The 20650-nt window shown below is 69.1% G+C and carries 14 protein-coding genes; 12 read left to right on the top strand and 2 right to left on the bottom strand.

Features of this window, described 5'->3' with window-relative positions; all coding sequences use genetic code 11:
• Positions 1-31 precede the first annotated feature (31 nt).
• The 4 genes from recQ to ABRP18_RS02875 all read left to right on the top strand — a co-directional run bounded on the left by recQ (position 32) and on the right by ABRP18_RS02875 (position 3615).
• Positions 32-2089: a DNA helicase RecQ gene (recQ, locus tag ABRP18_RS02860; RefSeq protein ID WP_179516328.1), complete on the top strand. Its 2058-nt coding sequence runs from the start codon at positions 32-34 to the stop codon at positions 2087-2089.
• An 84-nt stretch (positions 2090-2173) separates the two neighbouring features.
• Positions 2174-2515 (top strand): helix-turn-helix transcriptional regulator, encoded by a 342-nt coding sequence (locus tag ABRP18_RS02865; RefSeq protein WP_046746624.1) that lies wholly within the window; start codon positions 2174-2176, stop codon positions 2513-2515.
• Positions 2516-2518: 3 nt separating this feature from the next.
• A complete protein-coding gene (locus ABRP18_RS02870; RefSeq protein WP_349885499.1) occupies positions 2519-2995 on the top strand; it encodes an SRPBCC family protein in 477 nt (158 codons plus the stop codon).
• Positions 2995-3615, top strand: coding sequence for a dihydrofolate reductase family protein (locus tag ABRP18_RS02875; protein ID WP_046746626.1), 621 nt, complete (start codon positions 2995-2997; stop codon positions 3613-3615). Before ABRP18_RS02870 ends, ABRP18_RS02875 begins: the two co-directional genes overlap by 1 nt.
• Positions 3616-3663: 48 nt before the next feature.
• Here the strand turns inward: ABRP18_RS02875 and ABRP18_RS02880 are convergent, their stop codons facing one another.
• Positions 3664-4956, bottom strand: coding sequence for a TetR/AcrR family transcriptional regulator (locus ABRP18_RS02880; protein WP_230977971.1), 1293 nt, complete (start codon positions 4954-4956; stop codon positions 3664-3666).
• A 119-nt stretch (positions 4957-5075) separates the two neighbouring features.
• Here ABRP18_RS02880 and ABRP18_RS02885 point away from each other — a divergent pair, with 119 nt between their 5' ends.
• The 8 genes from ABRP18_RS02885 (at position 5076) to ABRP18_RS02920 (ending at position 19710) form a co-directional block, all read left to right on the top strand.
• Positions 5076-6374 carry an MFS transporter gene (locus ABRP18_RS02885; protein WP_058632158.1) on the top strand — a complete coding sequence of 433 codons (1299 nt, stop codon included), beginning with the start codon at positions 5076-5078 and terminating at the stop codon, positions 6372-6374.
• Positions 6375-6376: 2 nt separating this feature from the next.
• Positions 6377-8131, top strand: a complete 1755-nt coding sequence (locus ABRP18_RS02890) for a glycoside hydrolase family 3 N-terminal domain-containing protein (protein ID WP_349885500.1) — start codon at positions 6377-6379, stop codon at positions 8129-8131.
• Between the two features lie 261 nt (positions 8132-8392).
• On the top strand, positions 8393-13585 hold the full coding sequence (locus ABRP18_RS02895) for a choice-of-anchor G family protein (protein WP_374168963.1): 5193 nt from the start codon (positions 8393-8395) through the stop codon (positions 13583-13585).
• Positions 13586-13664: 79 nt separating this feature from the next.
• On the top strand, positions 13665-14501 hold the full coding sequence (locus tag ABRP18_RS02900) for a DUF5819 family protein (RefSeq protein WP_349885503.1): 837 nt from the start codon (positions 13665-13667) through the stop codon (positions 14499-14501).
• The gene (locus ABRP18_RS02905; RefSeq protein ID WP_113680841.1) at positions 14498-15733 is read left to right on the top strand and encodes an HTTM domain-containing protein; all 1236 of its coding nucleotides are present in this window, start codon (positions 14498-14500) and stop codon (positions 15731-15733) included. The genes ABRP18_RS02900 and ABRP18_RS02905 overlap by 4 nt, the downstream gene beginning before the upstream one ends.
• Positions 15734-15853: 120 nt before the next feature.
• Positions 15854-17920, top strand: coding sequence for an acyl-CoA dehydrogenase (locus tag ABRP18_RS02910; RefSeq protein ID WP_058631584.1), 2067 nt, complete (start codon positions 15854-15856; stop codon positions 17918-17920).
• 108 nt (positions 17921-18028) lie between these two features.
• Positions 18029-19072, top strand: coding sequence for an NAD(P)-dependent alcohol dehydrogenase (locus ABRP18_RS02915; RefSeq protein ID WP_113680840.1), 1044 nt, complete (start codon positions 18029-18031; stop codon positions 19070-19072).
• Between the two features lie 68 nt (positions 19073-19140).
• On the top strand, positions 19141-19710 hold the full coding sequence (locus tag ABRP18_RS02920; RefSeq protein ID WP_046746634.1) for a DNA-3-methyladenine glycosylase I: 570 nt from the start codon (positions 19141-19143) through the stop codon (positions 19708-19710).
• 18 nt (positions 19711-19728) lie between these two features.
• Here the strand turns inward: ABRP18_RS02920 and ABRP18_RS02925 are convergent, their stop codons facing one another.
• Positions 19729-20475, bottom strand: a complete 747-nt coding sequence (locus ABRP18_RS02925) for a GntR family transcriptional regulator (RefSeq protein WP_113680839.1) — start codon at positions 20473-20475, stop codon at positions 19729-19731.
• Positions 20476-20650: the final 175 nt, after the last annotated feature.

Here is a 20650-nt window from a genome sequence, read left to right on the forward strand (position 1 = left end):
CCACGTCGGCGGGGGTCGTTACGCTGGAGGGATGCCGCAGACTCCCCGTGACCCGTACGCGGACCTGCCGTACGCCGACGAGCCCTATGACGACGGGTGGGAGTCGTCCATCCCGCCCGAGCCGATGGACTGGGAGCCTCAGGGCGCCGGGTTCGAACCGCCGCTGGACTGGGGTCAGGGTCCGGTCACCCCGGTGGCCCCCGCGGCCTCCGCGCCGGCCGTGCGCCGAGCGACGCCGAGCCGCTACTCCACCGCACGCGAGGCCCTGCACACGGTCTTCGGCTACGACGAGTTCCGCGGCGACCAGGCAGGCATCGTCGATCAGGTCATCGGGGGCGGAGACGCCGTCGTGCTGATGCCCACCGGTGGCGGCAAGAGCATCACGTACCAGGTGCCCGCGCTCGTGCGCGAGGGCACGGGGCTCGTGATAAGCCCGCTCATCGCGCTCATGCACGACCAGGTCGACGCTCTGCGGGCCAACGGCGTCAACGCCGCCTATCTCAACTCCACGCAGGCGATCGACGAGCGCCGCGAGGTCGAGCGGGCGTACGTCGCCGGTGAACTCGACCTCATCTACGTCGCCCCGGAGCGGTTGTCGAACGCGCAGACCACGGCGCTCCTGCAACGCGGCACCCTCAGCGTGATCGCGATCGACGAGGCCCACTGCGTGTCGCAGTGGGGTCACGACTTCCGGCCCGACTACCTGGCTCTCGGCGATCTGGGCGAGCGGTTCCCCGGTGTTCCACGCATGGCGCTCACGGCTACTGCGACCGCAGCGACGCACAAGGAGATCACCGAACGTCTGCACCTCGACGGCGCAGAGGGGCGGGCGCCGGCGAAGCACTTCGTGGCGAGCTTCGATCGCCCGAACATCCAGTACCGGATCGTGCCCAAGGTCGACCCGCGCAAGCAGCTGGTCGCGTTCATCAAGTCGCAGACCCCGGTGACCGACGACGCCGCGCAGCCCGCGGGCATCGTGTACGCGCTCAGTCGCAAGTCGGTCGAGCAGACGGCGACGTACCTCGCCGCCCAGGGTCTCGATGCGCTGCCGTACCACGCGGGTCTGCCCGGCGAGGTGCGCGCGGCCAACCAGGCGCGCTTCCTCCGCGAGGACGGCGTCGTCATGGTCGCCACCATCGCATTCGGGATGGGCATCGACAAGCCGGATGTGCGCTTCGTCGCGCACATCGATCTGCCGAAGTCCGTGGAGGGCTATTACCAGGAGACCGGGCGCGCCGGTCGAGACGGCGAGCCCTCGGTGGCCTGGATGGCTTACGGGCTCGGCGACGTCGTGCAGCAGCGCAGGCTCATCGACCAGAGTCCCGGTGATCGCACCTTCAAGATGCGCATGGGGCAGCACCTCGACGCCATGCTCGCGCTGTGCGAGACCGTGGAGTGTCGTCGGCAGAACCTGCTCGGCTACTTCGGTCAGGAGTCGCAGCCGTGCGGCAACTGCGACACCTGTCTCGACGACACCGAGACGTTCGACGGGCTCGTCCCAGCACAGAAGCTGCTCTCGACGATCGTGCGGTTGAAGCGCGAGCGCAATCAGGCGTTCGGCGCCGGGCACCTGATCGACATCCTCCGCGGGGCCTCGACAGAGCGCATCAGGCAGCAGGGTCACGACAAGCTCGCGACCTACGGCATCGGCAGCGATCTCTCGGATCAGGATTGGCGCAGCGTCGTCCGTCAGCTCCTGGCCCGCGGCATTCTCGTCGCGCAGGGTGACTACGGCACCCTCGCGCCCGGTGAGCAGGCGGCAGGAGTACTGCGTGGTGAGACCGCTGTACCCCTGCGCAAGGACACGATCGGGCGTCCGACGTCCTCGGGCCGGGCCCGCAAGGCCAGCGCCGCCGATGCCCTGGACGCGGGGGATCGGCCACTGTTCGAGGCACTGCGTGCATGGCGTGCCGAGACCGCTCGCGAGCAGGGCGTGCCCGCGTACATCGTGTTCGGTGACGCGACGCTGCGCGCGCTCGCGGAGCGCCGCCCTGCTGCTCTCGCCGACCTCGACGGCATCACCGGCATCGGTGCGAAGAAGCGCGAGGCGTACGGCGAGGGCGTGCTCGCGGTGATCGCCGGCGCCTGACGCCGACGCCCGACGCCTCGCCTTCGGGCGTACTCCGGATCGTGGCGTCTTGAACACTTGCCCATATGGGTATATGTTGATCACATGGCGCGAGCGGCAACCACATCCGATGTCTTCAACGCGATCGCCGAACCGCGACGCCGGGACATCCTGACGCTGCTGCGCAGTGGCGACCGCCCCGTGACCGAGGTGTCCGAGGTGCTGGGGATGACTCAGCCGGGTGCCTCCAAGCACCTGCGTGTGCTGCGCGAGGTCGGTCTCGTGCGCGACCGCCGGGAGGGCAAGCAGCGGGTCTACGGGCTCGACGCCACGGGGCTCCGGGCCGTCCATGAGTGGACGGGCGGCTTCGAGCAGTTCTGGAACGAGAGCTTCGACCGGCTCGACGCCTACGTGCAGGACCTGAAAGCGGAAAGAAGGCAGGAGTAGTGGATGGATACGACGATTGATCGCGAGATCGTGATCTCGCGCGTGATCGACGCCGCGCCGGCGCTGGTGTTCGAGGCGTTCACCACGGTGCAGCACCTCTCGAGGTGGTGGGGCCCCGAGGGTTTCACCACGACGACGCGATCGTTCGAGTTCCGTGTCGGGGGCGAATGGGAGTTCGTGATGCACGGACCGGACGGCACCGACTACCCGGAGTGGATCGTGTGGACCGACATCGTCGCGCCGGAGCGGATCGTGATGCTCCATGGTGAGCACCGCGACGATCCTGAGGCATTCGAATCACACCTCACGTTCGTGCTGGACGGCGATCGGACCCGCATCGAGATGCGCACGGTGTTCCCGACACCGGAGCTGCGCGACCGGGCGATCGAGCGGCATGGCGCACTCGAGGGTGGCCGGCAGACACTGGACAACCTCGCCGTCCACGTCGCGGAGATGGCGATCGCGCGAGGGGAGCGCTGATGGCCGGAGCGGTGTTCTTCAGCGTCTCGATGTCTCTCGACGGGTTCATCGCCCCCGAGTCGCCGGACGAGTTGATGGGTCGGCAGTGGATGGAGCTGCAGAAGTGGGTGTTCCGGCTGCGGTCCTTCCGCGAGAATCTGCACCTGGGCGAAGGTGGGGACGAGGGACGCGACAACGACATCGTGCGCGAGACGTTCGAGCGCACCGGGGCGAGTGTGATGGGGAAGCGGATGTTCGACGCCGGCGAGCACGCGTGGCCGGAGGACCCGCCGTTCCATACGCCGGTCTTCGTCGTCACCCATGAGGAGCGCGAGCCGTGGGAGCGCCGCGGCGGCACCACGTTCCACTTCGTGACCGACGGCATCGAGTCGGCGCTCGACCAGGCGCGCGCTGCTGCCGGCGACCTCGACGTCCGCATCTCGGGCGGCGGTGAGACGATCGTCCAGTTCCTCAATGCCGGTCTGGTCGACGAGTTCCACATCGCTCTCTCGCCTGTGCTGTTCGGGGCAGGAGTGCGCCTGTTCGACGGTGTGGACGGGGAACGCCTCTCGCTCGACCTGGTGGGCGCGGAGGATTCCCCGCAGACGACGCATCTGCGCTACGCCGTCCGTCTGCGCTGATCCGCGCGGCGTCGTCTCCGCGCGGCGTCGTCTCAGCGCAGCGCCGTCTCAGCGCGGAGGCAGCACGTCGTCGAGATGAGCCCGCAGGTGCGTGGCGATGTCGACCCTGTCGCGGTCATACAGCCACTGGTACTGCAGCCCGTCCCACATCGCGATGAGCCAGGTGGCCTCGTGCACGGGATCGCGGTGCGCTGGCAGGTCGCCGTCGACCTGGGCGAGGCGGAAGAGCTCAGCGAAGTAGTCGAGGGCGTTCGCGAACCGCATCGTGAAGTAGTCGTGTGCGGGGTGTGCGACGGGGACGGCCTCGCACGACAGCACCGCGTAGACCTCGATCAGTCCCGGTTCGTCCCGTGCGCTGAGCGCCGCGCCCTCGGGAATGCTGCGGAGCACCGTGGCAGCCGACGCGGTGCTCGTGAACATCTGGTTCTCGTTGATGGCGCTGTCGCGTTCCGTGAGCACGGCGCTCAGCAGCAGCTCCTTCGACGCGTAGTGGTGCAGCAGCGTCGACTTCGACACTCCGACCGCGGTGGCGATGTCCTGCAGGCTGGTGTCGCCGTAGCCGTCGCGGGCGAACAGGCGCATCGCATCGGAGACGATCTGTGCGCGCCTGCGGCGGCCGACCGCGTAGCCGGGGTCGGTGTCGGCGACACTGGTGGCGCGCAGTCGCGGGAGGGGACCGGCGGCCGTCGCGGACCCGGATGAGGGCTCGTCGTCGGGGTCCCGCCACGCGTGCGGCAGCGCCCACAGGTTCTCGCGCTCCTCGAGCATCTCGACGACGTCCACCCGATCGGGCAGGTACTGCGAGAGCAGCTGCAGCCCGTCCCACCCCGCCGTGTGCCGGACGGCCTCGCCGTCGACATCGCGGTCGGCGGCGACCACCCCGTGGTACTGGGCATCCTCGAGCACGTCGTTGCTGAGTGCGCGGATCCGGCAGTAGCGCTCGCGCATCCGCTCGTGCGCGGGGTGGTCCGGCGCCGAGGCCTCCCCGGTGAGGGCCGCGAACAGCTCGAGGTAGCCGGCGGTGCGCGCATTGCGCTCGGCGATGCCGGCGAAGACCAGCTCGCCCGGTTCGGATGCGGCCGAGATCGCGCTGAACACGGACTCGTTCTCGGCTTCGAGCCCGGCGACCACCTCTCCGAGCAGATCGTCCTTCGAGGCGAAGTGCCCGAGCAGGCCCGGGTGGCTGACGGAGGCGGCTGCGGCGATGTCGCGCAGCGACGTGGATCGGTAACCGCGGGTCACGAACAGATCGTGCGCGGCGGTGAGGATGCGCTGCCTCGTCGCGACGGCGCGCGAGTGACGGGTGCCGGTCGCCGTCATCGTCATCGCATCCTCCGTCATCACTCTATCCTCGTTCATTACCAATCGGTCTGGTTTGACTTACCAATCGGTCGAGATTGGTGTACTGTCATGCCAGAACCGCATCGCCCGAAGATGTGCGGTGAATCGAAAGGACTGTCATGACAGAGCTGTCATCCGCCGCCAACGCGGCCGCGGTGGGCACCACGGGATTCAAGGCCCCAGGGACCACGCCGCCCAAGACTCCGCGCGGCTACACCCCCGGCCTCGCCGCGGTGAACTTCGGTGTCTTCCTGGCGCTTCTCACCCCGGTGATGGTGTCCATGGCGTTCAAGATCCAGCACATCGACCCCGTCAACACCGAGGGAAGCCTCGGACTCGTGATGGGCGTCGGTGCGATCTTCGCGCTCGTGGCGAACCCCCTCGTCGGCAGGCTCTCCGACCGCACGACCTCGCGCTGGGGCATGCGTCGTCCGTGGATCCTGGGTGGTGCCGTCGTCGGCCTCGGCGGGTTCTTCCTCATCGGGTCCGCGAACTCCGTCTGGATGGTCCTGCTCGCCTGGTGCCTCGTGCAGACCGCGATGAACGCCGTGCTCGCGGCGGCGAACGCGACCCTGCCCGACCAGGTGCCGGTCACGAGCCGCGGCAAGGTGTCGGGCATCATCGGCATCACCACCCCGATCGGCATCCTCGCCGGCAGCTTCCTGGTGAACTTCCTGCCCGGCGACTTCGAGCGCTTCGTCGTGCCGGGCGTGATCGCACTGATCCTGGTGATCATCTTCGTCCTGATCCTGAAGGACCGCCGCCTCACCGAGAAGCCCGCCGAGAAGTTCACGATCGGGATGTTCTTCGGCTCGTTCGTGTTCAACCCGCGCAAGCACCCCGACTTCGGCTGGACCTGGCTCACCAAGTTCTTCGTGATGTTCGGCTATGCCGGCATCGCCACCTTCCTGCCGCTGTACCTCGTCACCAAGTTCGGCCTCGACGAGCAGGGTGCGGTGGGCGTCATCCTCGCGGCCAACCTCGCCTCGATGGCGGCGATGGCGATCTCCTCCCCGCTCGGCGGCTTCCTCTCCGACAAGATCGGCAAGCGCCGTCCCTTCGTCGCCGTCGCCGGTGTGATCATGGTGGTCGGTCTGGTCATCCTCGCCATCGCCCCCGATATCACGACCGTCATCATCGCCCAGGCCATCATCGGGCTCGGGGCCGGATCGTTCCTCTCGGTCGACCTCGCCCTCGCCACCGAGGTGCTGCCCAACCCGGACGACGTGGCGAAGGACCTCGGGGTGCTGAACATCGCCAACGCGCTGCCGCAGTCGATCGCCCCCGCGATCGCGCCGGGCATCATCGCCATCGGAGCGGCCACGCCGCTGGGCGGCTACACCACGTGGTACCTGTTCGGTGCGGTCGTCGCGCTGGCCGGTGCCGTGCTCGTCTACCGCATCAAGGGAGTCAAGTGACCATGACAGAGACCACCATCGCGCGCCCCTGGCTCGACACCGATCTCTCGGTCGACGAGCGGGTGCAGCTGCTGCTCGATGCCATGACCATCGAGGAGAAGGCAGGGCTCTTCTTCCACACCATGATCGCGATCGGCGACCTCGAGGAGCCCAACCCGGTGTTCGCGACGCCGTCGGCCCGCGAGTTCCTCGAGTCCAAGCAGATGACGCACTTCAACCTGCTGGGTGCCGCGCCCACCGGCCGGGAGATCGCCGCGTGGCAGAACGCCCTGCAGCGGCTCGCGGCGTCCACGCGCCTCGGCATCCCGGTCACGCTCTCCACCGACCCCCGGCACTCGTTCAGCGAGAATCCGGGAGCGTCGATCCTGGCAGGGCCCTTCTCGCAGTGGCCGGAGACGCTCGGCCTCGCGGCCACCCGCGACGAGGAGCTCGTCGAGCGCTTCGCCGACATCGCCCGCCAGGAGTACACGGCCGTCGGTCTGCGCGTGGCACTGCACCCGCAGGTCGACCTCGCGACCGAGCCGCGCTGGGCGCGCCAGACGGCGACGTTCGGCGAAGACGCCGAGCTGTCGGGAAAGCTCGGCGCGGCCTACATCCGCGGCTTCCAGGGGAAGTCGTTCGGGCCTGGCTCGGTATCGACCATGACGAAGCACTTCCCCGGCGGCGGCCCCCAGAAGGACGGCGAGGATCCGCACTTCCCGTACGGCCGCGAGCAGGTCTATCCTGGCGGCGAGTTCGAGCTTCACCTGAAGCCGTTCGAAGACGCGCTCGCCGCGGGTACCCGGCAGATGATGCCGTATTACGGGATGCCCGTCGGCACGGAGTACGAGGAGGTGGGTTTCGGCTTCAACAAGTCGGTGATCACGGGTCTGCTCCGCGAGCGCTACGGCTTCGACGGTCTGGTGTGCACGGACTGGGGTCTGATCAGCGATTCCGAGATCTTCGGGCAGCCGTTCCCTGCGCGTGCCTGGGGTGTGGAAGATCTCACCCCTCGCGAGCGGATGAAGAAGGTGCTCGATGCGGGCGCCGATCAGTTCGGCGGTGAGGCGAACCCGGAGCTGCTGCTCGAGCTCGTCGCCGACGGTGAGATCACCGAGGCCCGGCTGGACATCTCCGCACGACGCATCCTGCGCGAGAAGTTCGAGCTCGGACTGTTCGAGAACCCTTACGTCGACGAGGACGCCGCCGACGAGATCGTGGGTCGTGCCGACTTCCGTGCCGCGGGGGAGGATGCCCAGCGTGCGTCGATCACGGTGCTCGCGAACGACGGCGCGCTGCCCTTCGCCCGAGGGGCGAAGCTCTACGTCGAGGGCATCGACGTCGCCGTGGCTGAAAAGTTCGCCGACGTCGTCGAGACGCCGTCGGAAGCCGATCTGGCGATCATCCGGCTGCAGGCTCCGTTCGAGGAGCGCGCGACCATGTTCGAGAACTTCTTCCACGCCGGTTCCCTCGACTTCCCGGATGACGTGATCGCCCATGTCGGCGAGGTCGCGGCCGTCGTGCCCACAGTGGTCGACGTGCTCGCCGATCGCCCGCCGATCCTGACGCCGCTCGCCGAGGTGGCGGCTGCGATCACGGTGAACTGGGGTGCTTCCGGGACGGCGCTGCTGGACGTGCTCAGCGGTGCGTTCCCCGCGCAGGGTCGACTGCCCTTCGACCTGCCGCGATCGATGGCGGCTGTCGAGACCTCGCGCCCCGACGTCCCGTTCGATACGACCGACCCGCTGTTCCGCTTCGGTCACGGGCTCTCGCTGTAACACCCGAGGGCATTCGCGAAACGCCTCGACGGCTTCGGCCGCGGGGCGTTTCGTCGTGTCGGCGAACCCTCGATCGCGGGTTCGATGTCGGCCGATGGCGAAGTGTCTCGGACGATGACGATGGCTGAAAAGTTCTCTGGACGAATGCTGGACAACGCGTCCCGTATCCCGTAGAACTGTCCTCAACATCGCTCGGCCGACTGACGTCGACCCGTGGGGGGGCCATGTGACGCGGAAGATCGCATCACACGGGAGTAGCGAATGGAATTGCAGGAGAGGACTCTGCGGCGACGCAGAGCAGCAGGAGGAAGCATCGCCGGCGTCACCGTCGGCGCGGTGATCCTCGCAAGTGCACTGGTGCCGACAGCGGCGAATGCGCTGGACGCGGCGAATCCGAACGATCCGTCGGTCGCGCAGGGGCAGATCATCCAGCTGCCGGCCGCACTGCTCGGCGGACTCGACATCGCCGCGCTCGGTCACACGCTGACGAGCAACCCGGCCGCCCCTGGCTCGGAGCTCGGCGGACTGAACGTCGGACTGCTCGAGGCGCTCAACATCGACGTGGGCACCCTCAACGTGCCGCTGCTGACCGACGGCACCACGCCGGGTCTGCTGCGGCTCGGCGACCTGGGCGCTGCGCAGAGCTTCAGCTCCTCGCCGACGCAGACCCAGTCGATCGCCTCTTCGGGCACGATCACCTCGGGTGGGGCTGTCGACACCGGCGCCATCGACGGCAGCGTGAACCCCGGCACCCTCGAGCTCACAGACCTCTTCGACCAGCTCGCCGTGGCGGGTCTGACCGATGCGGTCCTCGACCAGGCCTCCATCGGCATCGGCGCCCTCGCGTCGCGTGCCGAGTCGAACGCGGGAACGGTGACGTCCGAGTACCGCATCGCCGACCTGAACCTCGATCTGCACAGCAACCTGGTCGCCGGGCTCTCCGGCACCCTCGCCTCCGCGATCCAGGGCACCGTCACTCCCGTGAGCAACCTCGCCGGTCCCGGCGGCGCGCTGACCGGCCTCACCACCACGATCGTCAACACGATCAACGCGATCCCCGATGTGCCGCTCGTCGCCGCCTTCACCGCGACAGGGGGCACCGTCTCGATCGCGGGGCTCGACACGGTCGGGCAGACCGTGACGACGCAGGTGCTGCAGACCCCGGTCGAGAACACGACCGGTTCGGTTCTCGTCGACCTGAGCACCGGCACGGTCTCGGTCGATCTCGCCAAGATCCTCGTCGAGACCGGCGCGGGCGCGAACCTCAACACACTGCCGGCGAACACCCCGGTGCTCTCCGCCACGACGATCTCCGCCATCCAGCAGGGGATCACCTCCGCACTCACGGGCACGCACCCGAACAGCCTGAACGGCAAGGTCTCCACGATCCTGAAGTCGACGCTCGACGCCCTCCAGGTGACGATCACGGTCGGCGTCGACCTCACGGTGCCGCTCACCGGGACGCCGCTCGTGTCGGGCGACGTCACGGTCAAGGGTTCACTGGCGCAGTTCGCCGGCACCGCCACTCCCGTTCCCACGGTCGCGACCGACATCACCCTGGCCGGCCTCAACATCGGCGTGCTCCTGAACCCGGTGGTCGCGACGGTGACGAATGCGGTCGCCACGACGACGGGTCCGCTCGTGAACACCGCGTTGACCAGCGTGATCCCGCTCGTGCAGCCGGCACTCGCCGCTCTCACGGGTCCCGTGCTGACGACGCTCGATCCCGTGCTCCAGGGCGTGCTGTCGGACATCGCGACCATCACCATCAACGAGCAGCCGGCGACGGGAGACATCCCGGGCGGCAGCTTCACGGTGCGTGCGCTCGGAGTGAACCTGCTCCCGGCCGTCGGAGGCGGGGTCGCTCTCGACCTCGGTTCCTCGACGGTCAAGGCTGCCGCGGCAGCTGTGGCGGCTATCGACGCGGCCCCGACCGTCCAGGCGGGGACGAACCTGCCTGTGACCGGCTCCGGCTGGCCCGCGAACACGCAGGTCTCCGTGCAGGTGACCGCACCCGGCGGGGGGATCGTGAACGACCCTGTTCCGGTCACGACCGACGGCAACGGTGCATTCACGGTCGATTACTTCGTCCCGACGGCGACGACGGTGGGCACCGGGTACACGGTCACCGCGACGGCAGGCGCCGTCTCGGCGACGGATACGACCGAGGTGACGGCCGCGGCGACGGTCGATGCCGCCCCCGCCGTGCAGGCGGGGACGGATCTCGCGGTCTCCGGTGCCAACTGGCCTGCGAACACCCAGGTCTCGGTGCAGCTGTCGGCTCCGGCTTCCGGCCCGAACGTGGGCGGCCCCGTACTGGTCACCACCGACGGTTCCGGCACCTTCACGGTCGCCTACCCTGTTCCGGCCGGCACACCCGCGGCCACCGGCTACACGGTGACGGCATCGGTGGGCACGCAGACGGCGACCGACACCACCGAGGTGACGGACGCCCCCGTGGCCGCCGTCGATGCCGCAGCCACCGTGCAGGCGGGCACCAGCCTTCCGGTCACGGGATCGAACTGGCCGGGTAACACCCAGGTGTCCGTGCAGCTGACAGCTCCGGGCGGCGGCGTGAACGTCGGCGGCCCTGTCACGGCGACTACGAACGCCTCGGGTGACTTCACGCTCGACTACCCGGTTCCCGCTTCTGCGGCTCCGGGTGCGGCATACACCGTGACGGCGACCGCAGGTGCCGTCACGGCGATCGACACCACGGAGGTCACGGCCGCCGCGGCTGTCGATGCCGCTGACACGGTGCAGGCGGGCACGAGCCTTCCGGTGACCGGTACGAACTGGCCGGCGAGCACGCAGGTGTCCGTGCAGCTGACGGCGCCGGGTGGCGGGAACGTCGGCGGTCCGGTGACGGCCACGACCGACGCGTCTGGCGGGTTCACGCTCGACTACCCGGTTCCGGCTTCGGCCACGCCCGGCGCGGGCTACACGGTGACGGCGACCGTCGGCACCCAGACCGCGACCGACACCACGGAGGTCACGGCCGCCGCGGCTGTCGATGCCGCTGACACGGTGCAGGCGGGCACGAGCCTTCCGGTGACCGGTACGAACTGGCCGGCGAGCACGCAGGTGTCCGTGCAGCTGACGGCGCCGGGTGGCGGGAACGTCGGCGGTCCGGTGACGGCCACGACCGACGCGTCTGGCGGGTTCACGCTCGACTACCCGGTTCCCGCTTCCGCGACGCCCGGCGCAGGCTACACGGTGACGGCGACCGTCGGCACCCAGACCGCGACCGACACGACCACCGTGACTGCGGCGGCCACGGTCGACGCGGCGGCGACGGTGCAGGCAGGGGACGATCTGCCCGTCACCGGAGCGAACTGGCCGGCGAACACGCAGGTCTCGGTGCAGCTGAGCGCACCCGGCGGCGCGGCCGTCGGTACCCCGCGCACGGCCACGACCGGCGCGCTCGGCGGCTTCGCGCTCGACTACCCGGTCCCGGCCGGCACCCCGGCAGGCACCGGCTACACGGTCACGGCCTCGGTCGGTGCGCAGACGGCGACGGACACGACGGAGGTCACCGCGGCTCCCGTCGTGGTCGACGCGGCCGCCCAGGTTCCGGCGGGCAGCAACCTCGGCGTGACCGGCTCGGGCTGGCCCGTGAGCTCCTCGGTCTCGCTGCAGCTGACAGCTCCGGGCGGAGGCGCGAACGTCGGCGGCCCGGTGACGGCGACGACCGATGCTTCGGGAGCCTTCACTGCGAACTATCCCGTACCGGCGGGCACCACTCCCGGAACCGGATACACGCTGACTGCGACCGCCGGTGCCGTCACCGCGACGGACACCACAGAGGTGACGGCGGGCGACCCGGGTGATGTCAACACCAACGCAGCGGCGTCAGCGTCGGCCTCGGCGGACGCGACCGCGGACGGCGACCCGTCGGCCCAGGCCGCTGCGGAGGCGGCTGCTCTGGCCGATGCCACCTCGTCCGCGTCGGCAGCCGCCACCGCTGACGCGACCGCGGCCGCCGAGGCTGCGGCGACGACGACGGCATCGACGACAGCGTCGACCGACTCGACATCGACCGCCAACGCCTCCGCGGCCGTCGCCGCCCAGGCCGCGGCGCTGGCTGATGCCTCGACGAACGCGAACGCCGCAGCCTCCGCGGCAGCGGAAGCGAACTCCGCGGCCTCGTCGGAGTCCGCAGCGACCTCCGACTCGTCCACCGACGCATCCTCGGAAGCCTCGACCAACGCGAACGCGGCTGCCTCGGCATCCGCTTCGGCGAACGCCGACGCCACCACCGCGGCCGTCGCGGAAGCGTCTGCGCAGGCAGCGGCCTTCGCGGATGCGACAGCGCAGGGCTCGGCGGCGGCCGACCCGGCAGCGGACGCCGCATCGGAGTCGGCGGCGACGGCGACCTCGTCCACGGCGGCGACGGCTGATGCCACCTCGGCGGCGAACGCCGGCGCGGCCATCGCGGCCCAGGCCGCGGCCCTCGCCGACGCCACGACGAACACGGCGGCTGACGCCACCGCGACGTCGGATGCCAGCACGAGCGCTGCGGCGAACGCGAGCGCGGCGGCGATCGCGAACGCCTCGACCGATGCCTCGTCCGACGCGGTCGCCTCGGCTGACGCGTCGGCGGAGATCAACACCAACGCGTCTGCGTCGGCAGCGGCCTCCGCCCAGGCTGACGACGACAGCAACGCCTCGGCTGAGGCCGCGGCAGTGGCTGCGGCACTCGCGGACGCGACCAGCCAGGCATCCGCGGCGGCCGACGTGTCGGCCAACGCAGCGGCTCAGGCGGCGGCGACCACCGATGCCTCCACCGATGCCTCGACCACGGCCACCACGGCGGCGAACGCCTCCGCGGCTGCGGCGGCTCAGGCGGCGGCGCAGAACGATGCGACCTCGACGAGCGCGGCGGATGCCTCGGCTGCGGCCGATGCGGACCCGAACGCCTCTGCGGCCGCAGCGGCCAACGCGTCCTCGTCGGCGACGGCATCGGCATCGGCTGCGGCCGACGCCTCGGCCGAAGCCACCGCGGAGGCATCCGCATCCGCCACCGCGAGCGCTTCGGCGGACGCGGCAGCCGACCCGACCGGGAACATCGCGATCGCCCTCCGGTCGCCGGTCCTGGAACGCGGACAGCAGCAGACCGCCGTCGGCACCGGCTTCAAGCCCGGAGAGAAGGTCACCGGCGTGATGGCCTCCGATCCGGTCGCGCTGGGCAGCCAGGTCGCGAACGCGCAGGGCACGGTCACCTTCACCTGGACCGTGCCGACCGCCACCGACCTCGGACCGCACACCGTGACACTGACCGGGGCGACCTCGGGCAGCGTATCGGCCTCGTTCCAGGTGGTGGCCTCGGGCCTGGCCACGACCGGTGGACAGGTGCAGGGCGGCTGGATCGCCCTGGCCGCTCTGCTCCTCGTCCTCGGCCTGGGGACGATGAGACTCGCGACATCCCGACGGCGACTGATCCGTACGGAGTGATCGCGATGCAGGAACGCTGAGTGGTCGGGACCGTTTCCCCACGGCGGTCCCGACCCCTCGGCGGTATGGAGGGAAGTGAATGAGCACCAGACTCGAGTCCGCACCGCACTCCGACGCGGCAGGTTCCGACGCGGTCGAGCCGGAATCCTCGGCAGCCGTGCGGCCACGGCCGACGTGGTGGGTGAAGCTCATCGCCTTCGCGGCCTGCCTCCTGACGCTGTGGCACATCGGCGCCTCATTCCTGTGGATAGCGCCATACTCCGCGCTGCGGGAGATCCCCACTCAGCAGGTCCTCGCCGGGTACATGCTGCCGATGTTCGGTCAGTCCTGGAGCGTGTTCGCACCGGAGCCCATCAACGGCGACTACCACTTCAACGTCCGCGCCCTCATCGAGAAGGACGGCGAACAGGTCGAGACCGGGTGGGTCAGCGCCACCGACGTGGAGCTCTCGATGATCCGGTACAACCTCTTCCCTCCTCGGGCCGGTATCCAGTCGAGTGAGGTGGCGAGCGGACAGATGAACGCCTACAACAAGCTGAACGCCGACCAGCAGGCCGTCATCGGCCTGGACTTCATGAAGGACGACTGGGAGGAGTGGATGGTGCGCTCCTTCGACGAACTGCAGGGTGAAGACAATCCATCGACCGAGGCCTACATGGCCGAGGAGCACCTCTCGACCGCGTACGCGACCCAGGTGGCCTACGCGATCTGGGGAGCGGATGCGGTGGTCGCGGTGCAGTACCGCGTGAGCCGCCAGAACGTGGTCCCCTACAAGGATCGCAACGACCCCGGCGCGCAGCGCCCCGACCCGACGTTCTCGACGACCGGATGGCGTCTGCCCATAGAAGAGGAAGGGCAGAGTCGCGAGAACTTCGCGAACACCTTCCGCGGCCAGTTCGAGAGGATCCAGCCGTGAGCGCGCCGGTCAAGACCGCGGACCGCCGGAAGGACGCGAAGAAGAAGGACTCCGCGCCACGGAGCACCATCACCGCTCCGGCCCCGGCGTCCGCGCCGCCCACCCCTCCTCGCGAACCCGCCCCGGCACCGGCTCCGGCGAGCACCGTGCCGCCGCGGTCGTTCGTCACACGGCTGCTGACCTTCGTGTCGTCGATGATCGGTGGTCTCTGGTCGATGGTGCTGTCGGCGATCGACCGCATCTCGGCGTTCGTCGGCGACTGGCTCTTCCACGGGAAGAAGGCGCTCTACGGACTCGCGGTCACGCGCATCCTCTTCGGACTCACCGCGATCGGCTTGCTGATCTCGAACTTCAGCACCCGGCTCTACACGTTCGGATCGGGGTCGGCCTGGAACGGCGAGCTCGCGGAGCCGGTGAGCGAGTTCCCCAGGATCTGGGTGTTCAGTGCGTTCCATGCCGCGATGGGGAACGATGCGCTCTACACGGCGCTCTACCTTCTGCTCGGAGTGCTCGCCGTGCTGTTCGTGCTCGGGTGGCGCTTCCGGATCGTGCTGCCGATCTTCTTCTGCCTCTGGGTGGGGTTCATCGAGGCGAACGACATGGTGGGCGATCAGGGCGACAACATGTTCCGCATCGCCCTGCTGCTGCTGTTCTTCGCCGACCCGGCGGCGCGCTGGTCGCTGGATGCCCGGCGTCGGGCGAAGTCGGGGGAGTGGTTCGCCCCGAACAGCCAGCCGGCGCTGCTGGGAACCATGTTCCACAACCTGGCGCTCGTGGCTCTCACGGCACAGGTCTGCTTCGTCTACGCCTCCGGCGCTCTCTACAAGGCGGGCGGCGCACCGTGGGAAGAGGGGTATGCGGTCTACAACCCGCTGCAGACCGCCCGGTTCGGCACCTGGCCGGTGCTGAGCGACCTCGTCACGACATGGGGACCGATGGTCACCGTCGCCAGCTGGGGTTCGATCATCCTGCAGGTGGCGTTCCCGCTCATGCTGCTCACCCGTCCCACGCGGTTGATCGGACTGCTGGGCATCCTGTCGTTCCACATCGGCATCGCCGTGCTCATGGGGCTGCCGTGGTTCTCGCTGACGATGATCGCGATCGATGCGATCTTCATCCGCGATCGCACGTGGGCGCGTCTGAGCGCGGGGACGAAGCGGCGTTGGCGGGAGGCAGGAGCGCCACCGCCTACCGTGCCGGAAGATGCGCTGCCGGCCCGGACTGTGGTCTGACGACAAGCCGACGGGGAGATGCCCCCGCAGCGCATTGGAGGAAGTGGACAGGGCAGTAGGACTCCCGTTGTGGCAGACCTACCATGGCAGTATTCCCACTTCCCTCTGAGAGGAACGCTCATGGTCGACGCCGCCGTCCGTCCGAAGACGACCCGCACCTCCCCCGACAACGCTGACGCCACCCCGCGTCTCGATGTCGCCCGCGTGAACGACGCCCTGATGGGCACGTGGGGTGACGTGCGTCGTCAGGCCCGCGAGATGATCAAGGACTCGGCGTTCTGGCGCAAGGACGAGCTCGGCAAGGACGAGCACCGCGAGCGCGTGCTCAGCCAGCTGCACCTGCTGGTGGAGAACAAGGCCGTGCATCGCGCGTTCCCGAAGTCGCTCGGCGGCGAGGAGAACAACGGCGCGAACATCGCGGGCTTCGAGGAGCTCGTGGTGGCCGACCCCAGCCTGCAGATCAAGTCGGGTGTGCAGTGGGGTCTCTTCGGATCGGCGATCCTGCAGCTGGGTACGGAGGAGCACCACGCGAAGTGGCTCCCCGGAGTGATGGACCTCTCGATCCCTGGTGCCTTCGCGATGACCGAGATCGGCCACGGCTCCGACGTCGCTGCGGTCGGCACCACGGCCACGTACGACCCGGAGACGGAGGAGTTCGTCATCAACACCCCGTTCCGCGGGGCGACGAAGGAGTACCTCGGAAACGCCGCACTGCACGGCGTAGCGGCGACCGTCTTCGCGCAGCTGATCACGAACGGCGTGAACCACGGCGTGCACTGCTTCTATGTGCCGCTGCGCGGTGAGGACGGGGTGGACCTCCCCGGCATCGGCCGCGAGGACGACGGTCTCAAGGGCGGACTCAACGGCATCGACAACGGGCGCCTCTCGTTCGACCACGTGCGGATCCCGCGGACCAACCTGCTCAACCGCTACGGCGACGTCGCGGCCGACGGCACCTACTCCAGTGCGATCGACAGCCCTGGCCGCCGCTTCTTCACGATGCTCGGCACCCTCGTGCAGGGGCGGGTGTCCCTCGACGGCGCGGCCTCCTGGGCCTCCGCCCTCGGTCTGCACATCGCGATCACCTACGCCACCCAGCGCCGTCAGTTCGACGGTGCTGATGGGCAGGAGGTGGTGCTGATGGACTACGGCAAGCACCAGCGCCGTCTGCTGCCGCGCCTGGCGACCACCTACGCGCAGATCTTCGCGCACGACGAGTTCCTGCAGAAGTTCGACGGTGTCTTCTCCGGCCGGACCGACACCCCGGCGGACCGGGAAGACCTGGAGACCTTGGCCGCCGCCCTCAAGCCGCTGTCGACGTGGCATGCGCTCGACACCCTCCAGGAGGCCCGAGAGGCCACCGGCGGTGCCGGCTTCATGTTCGAGAACCGTCTGGTCGGGCTTCGTGCCGACCTCGACATCTACGTCACCTTCGAGGGCGACAACAACGTGCTGCTGCAGCTGGTGGGCAAGCGTCTGCTGACCGACTACGCGAAGCAGTTCCAGGGCAAGGATGCGGCGGCCCTCGCCAAGTTCGCCGTGGGCATGACCGCGGGCAAGCTGTTCCACGGTGCGGGCCTGCGTCAGCTCGGTCAGGCCGTCTCCGACTTCGGTCAGGTGAGCCGATCGGTCGAGCGGGGCCTGCGCGAGGAGCAGCAGCACGATCTGCTCGCCGGACGTGTGCAGCAGATGGTGGCCGACATCGCCTCGCGCCTCCGCCCCGGTGCGAAGGACAAGGCCCTCGGCGCTCGCCTGTTCAACGAGAACCAGGCCGAGCTCATCGAGGCCGCCCGTGCGCACGGAGAGCTGCTGCAGTGGGAGGCGTTCACCGACGCCGTGCACCAGATCGACGACGAGGACACCAAGAAGGTGCTCACCTGGCTGCGCGACCTGTTCGGCCTGCAGCTCATCGAGAAGCACCTCGCCTGGCATCTGATCCACGGACGTCTGTCGATGCAGCGCGGCGCGGCGGTGTCGAGCTACATCGACCGCCTGTGCGCCCGTCTGCGCCCGTACTCCCTCGACCTCGTGAACGCGTTCGGCTACGAGCCCGAGCACGTGCGCGCTCCCATCGCGAGCGGCCTGGAGAAGCAGCGGCAGGACGAGGCCCGTGCGTACTACGCCGACCTCGAGGCGAGCGGACAGGCCCCCATCCAGGAGAAGGCGCTCAAGAAGAAGCAGCGCTGACCCGCCCGCGGTTCGCTCTCCTCTCGACGACCGTCGACTCGCGCGGCACGGCTGATTCACCTCCCGCGCTGGGTAGTCTCGGCAGGTACCCGATCCGAGGAGTCCGAGATGCCTGCCGTGAACGCCTATGCCGCACCCCGTGAAGCAGCCCCGCTGGAGAAGACCGTCATCCAGCGACGCGAACTCGGCCCGCTCGACGTGCTGATCGACATCGCCTTCGCCGGGATCTGCCACTCGGACATCCACACCGTCCGCGGCGATTGGGGTCCGCAGCAGTATCCGCTCGCTCCCGGGCACGAGATCACCGGCACGGTCGCTGCGGTAGGCGAGGCCGTCACCCGGTATGCGGTCGGCGATCGTGTCGGCGTCGGATGCCTGGTGAACTCCTGCGGGGAGTGCCGCAACTGTCTGCGCGGCGAAGAGCAGTTCTGCACCCAGGGGGCCGTGCTCACCTACGGCGGCATCGATCGCGACGGCACCGTCACCCAGGGCGGCTACTCGGAGCAGGTGGTCGTGACCGAGGCCTTCGTGCTGCGCATCCCCGACGCTCTGCCGCTGGACGTCGCCGCACCGCTGCTGTGCGCGGGCATCACGACCTATTCGCCGCTGCGGCACTGGAACGTCGGACCCGGCACACGCGTCGCGGTCGTCGGGCTCGGCGGCCTCGGGCACATGGGAGTGCAGATCGCCCATGCTCTCGGCGCGGAGGTGACCGTGCTCTCGCAGACCCTGAGCAAGAAGGACGACGGTCTGCGGCTCGGCGCCGACCACTATCGCGCCACCAGCGACCGGGAGACCTTCCGCGAGTTGCGCTCATCGTTCGATGTGATCCTCAACACCGTGAGCGCCGTGATCGATCTGCGCTCCTACCTGAGCCTGCTCGACGTCGGCGGAGCCATGGTGTGCGTCGGCGCTCCCGGCGAACCCCTGGAGGTGGGCGTGATGTCGCTGATCGGTGGTCGGCGCTCGCTTGCCGGCAGCAACATCGGCGGCATCGGCGAGACGCAGGAGATGCTCGACTTCTGTGCCGAGCACGGCATCGCGGCAGAGATCGAGGTCATCCCCGCCTCCGACATCAACACCGCCTACGAGCGCGTGCTGGCCTCCGACGTGCGGTACCGGTTCGTGATCGACGCCGCCACCTTCGCCTGAGCGTTCGCCGATTGCAGCCGCGAGGCGCGAAGGCATCCGGTGTCGGTCGCCGCGGATAGCCTGAGCGCATGACCTCTCTTCTCACGGGCCCCGACGCCCGCGACCGCTGCGCCTGGGTGGGCGACGACGACGAGTACCGCCGCTACCACGACGAGGAGTGGGGCACGCCGTTGCACGGCGACCGCGCGCTGTTCGAGAAGATGGCGCTGGAGGGGTTCCAGGCCGGGCTCTCCTGGATCACGATCCTGCGCAAGCGTCCGCGGTTCCGGGAGGTGTTCGAGGGGTTCGTGCCCGAGATCGTCTCGGAGTTCGACGAGTCCGATGTCGAACGTCTGATGGGGGATGCCGGCATCATCCGCAACCGCGCGAAGATCGAGGCCACGATCGGCAACGCCCGCATCGTCCGTGGCATGGCCGATGGCGAGTTCGACGAGCTGATGTGGTCGTTCGCTCCTGCGGTCTCCGGTGAGCGCCCGGCATCGTTCGCCGACGTCCCGGCCGTCACACCGGAATCGACCGCTCTGAGCAAAGAACTGCGCCGTCGCGGGTTCCGTTTCGTCGGGCCGACCACCATGTACGCCCTGATGCAGTCGGGTGGGATGGTCGACGACCACATCGCGGGGTGCTGGAGAGCGTGATGTCGGCTCCGTCGGCGCTCAGCGCTCGCCGGTCTCCCGGGTGAGCGCTGAGCGCGCGTCGGAGGTGTTCTCGACGGCGAAGGTGGCCATCGTCGGCAGGTAGCGGTCGTCCGCCACCTCGACGAGGGAACCGTCGGCCGCCCATCCCGTTCGTCGTACGCGCAGCAGCGGTGTGGACACGGACACCGCCAGTGCCGCCGCATCGATCTCGTCCGCCGGTACCGCGTCGAAGACATGACGTGCGCGAACGGGCGCCAGGCCATGCTCCTGCATCGCCTGGTAGATGCTCCCCGCATCGAGGTCGGCGGCGAGCAGCAGCCTGCCGACGGGGAGCGGGAACGCCGAGCGTTCGAGCATCGCCGGTTCGTCGTCGAGCAGTCGCAGCCGTACGATCTCCACGATCGCGGCGCCCGTCTCGATTCCGAGGTCATCGGCGATCGCTTCCGAGGCGGGTCGGCGTGCGGCCTCGAGCACGCGTTGGCCGGGGCGTCGTCCGATCGAACGTGCCCAGTCGGTGAACGAGACGAAGGTCTGGAACGACTGCGTCGGCACGATTCGCCGCACCCGAGGCGGTGCGCCTCTCCCGCCGTCGACAGCACCTTCGGCTCGCAGCGTCGCGAGAGCCTGCCTGATCGGTCCGCGAGAGGTCCCGAACTCGGCGATCAGGGAGTGCTCACTCGGCACACGTTCGCCCTCCGGCCATTCGCCGCTTCTGATGCGATCGAGCATCCGCTCGTAGAGCTGCTCGTGCAGAGGTCTGGGCATTCTCGTTCGTGCTCCTGTTGTCGTGACTTCTCATCCCCGCGGCGACCGCGACATGTTCACTCTGACGCACATCGGTGAACAATCGGGGAATTTCCGTGGAAAAAGTTGTCATGACTACTTTTGCTCCTCATGCTCGGAAGAGACGGAATCCCCCTGCCTCGGCCGACATGAGCGG

This window comes from Microbacterium sp. WHRI 7836, from assembly GCF_040223885.2.
GTDB classification, from domain to species: Bacteria; Actinomycetota; Actinomycetes; order Actinomycetales; family Microbacteriaceae; genus Microbacterium; species Microbacterium oxydans.

What these genes read in the sequence shown, in the direction of transcription:
- recQ (WP_179516328.1), top strand. Translation starts at nt 32, where the DNA reads ATGCCGCAGACTCCCCGTGACCCGTACGCGGACCTGCCGTACGCCGAC.
- ABRP18_RS02865 (WP_046746624.1), top strand. Translation starts at nt 2,174, where the DNA reads ATGGCGCGAGCGGCAACCACATCCGATGTCTTCAACGCGATCGCCGAA.
- ABRP18_RS02870 (WP_349885499.1), top strand. Translation starts at nt 2,519, where the DNA reads ATGGATACGACGATTGATCGCGAGATCGTGATCTCGCGCGTGATCGAC.
- ABRP18_RS02875 (WP_046746626.1), top strand. Translation starts at nt 2,995, where the DNA reads ATGGCCGGAGCGGTGTTCTTCAGCGTCTCGATGTCTCTCGACGGGTTC.
- ABRP18_RS02880 (WP_230977971.1), bottom strand. Translation starts at nt 4,956, where the DNA reads ATGACGGAGGATGCGATGACGATGACGGCGACCGGCACCCGTCACTCG.
- ABRP18_RS02885 (WP_058632158.1), top strand. Translation starts at nt 5,076, where the DNA reads ATGACAGAGCTGTCATCCGCCGCCAACGCGGCCGCGGTGGGCACCACG.
- ABRP18_RS02890 (WP_349885500.1), top strand. Translation starts at nt 6,377, where the DNA reads ATGACAGAGACCACCATCGCGCGCCCCTGGCTCGACACCGATCTCTCG.
- ABRP18_RS02895 (WP_374168963.1), top strand. Translation starts at nt 8,393, where the DNA reads ATGGAATTGCAGGAGAGGACTCTGCGGCGACGCAGAGCAGCAGGAGGA.
- ABRP18_RS02900 (WP_349885503.1), top strand. Translation starts at nt 13,665, where the DNA reads ATGAGCACCAGACTCGAGTCCGCACCGCACTCCGACGCGGCAGGTTCC.
- ABRP18_RS02910 (WP_058631584.1), top strand. Translation starts at nt 15,854, where the DNA reads ATGGTCGACGCCGCCGTCCGTCCGAAGACGACCCGCACCTCCCCCGAC.
- ABRP18_RS02915 (WP_113680840.1), top strand. Translation starts at nt 18,029, where the DNA reads ATGCCTGCCGTGAACGCCTATGCCGCACCCCGTGAAGCAGCCCCGCTG.
- ABRP18_RS02920 (WP_046746634.1), top strand. Translation starts at nt 19,141, where the DNA reads ATGACCTCTCTTCTCACGGGCCCCGACGCCCGCGACCGCTGCGCCTGG.
- ABRP18_RS02925 (WP_113680839.1), bottom strand. Translation starts at nt 20,475, where the DNA reads ATGCCCAGACCTCTGCACGAGCAGCTCTACGAGCGGATGCTCGATCGC.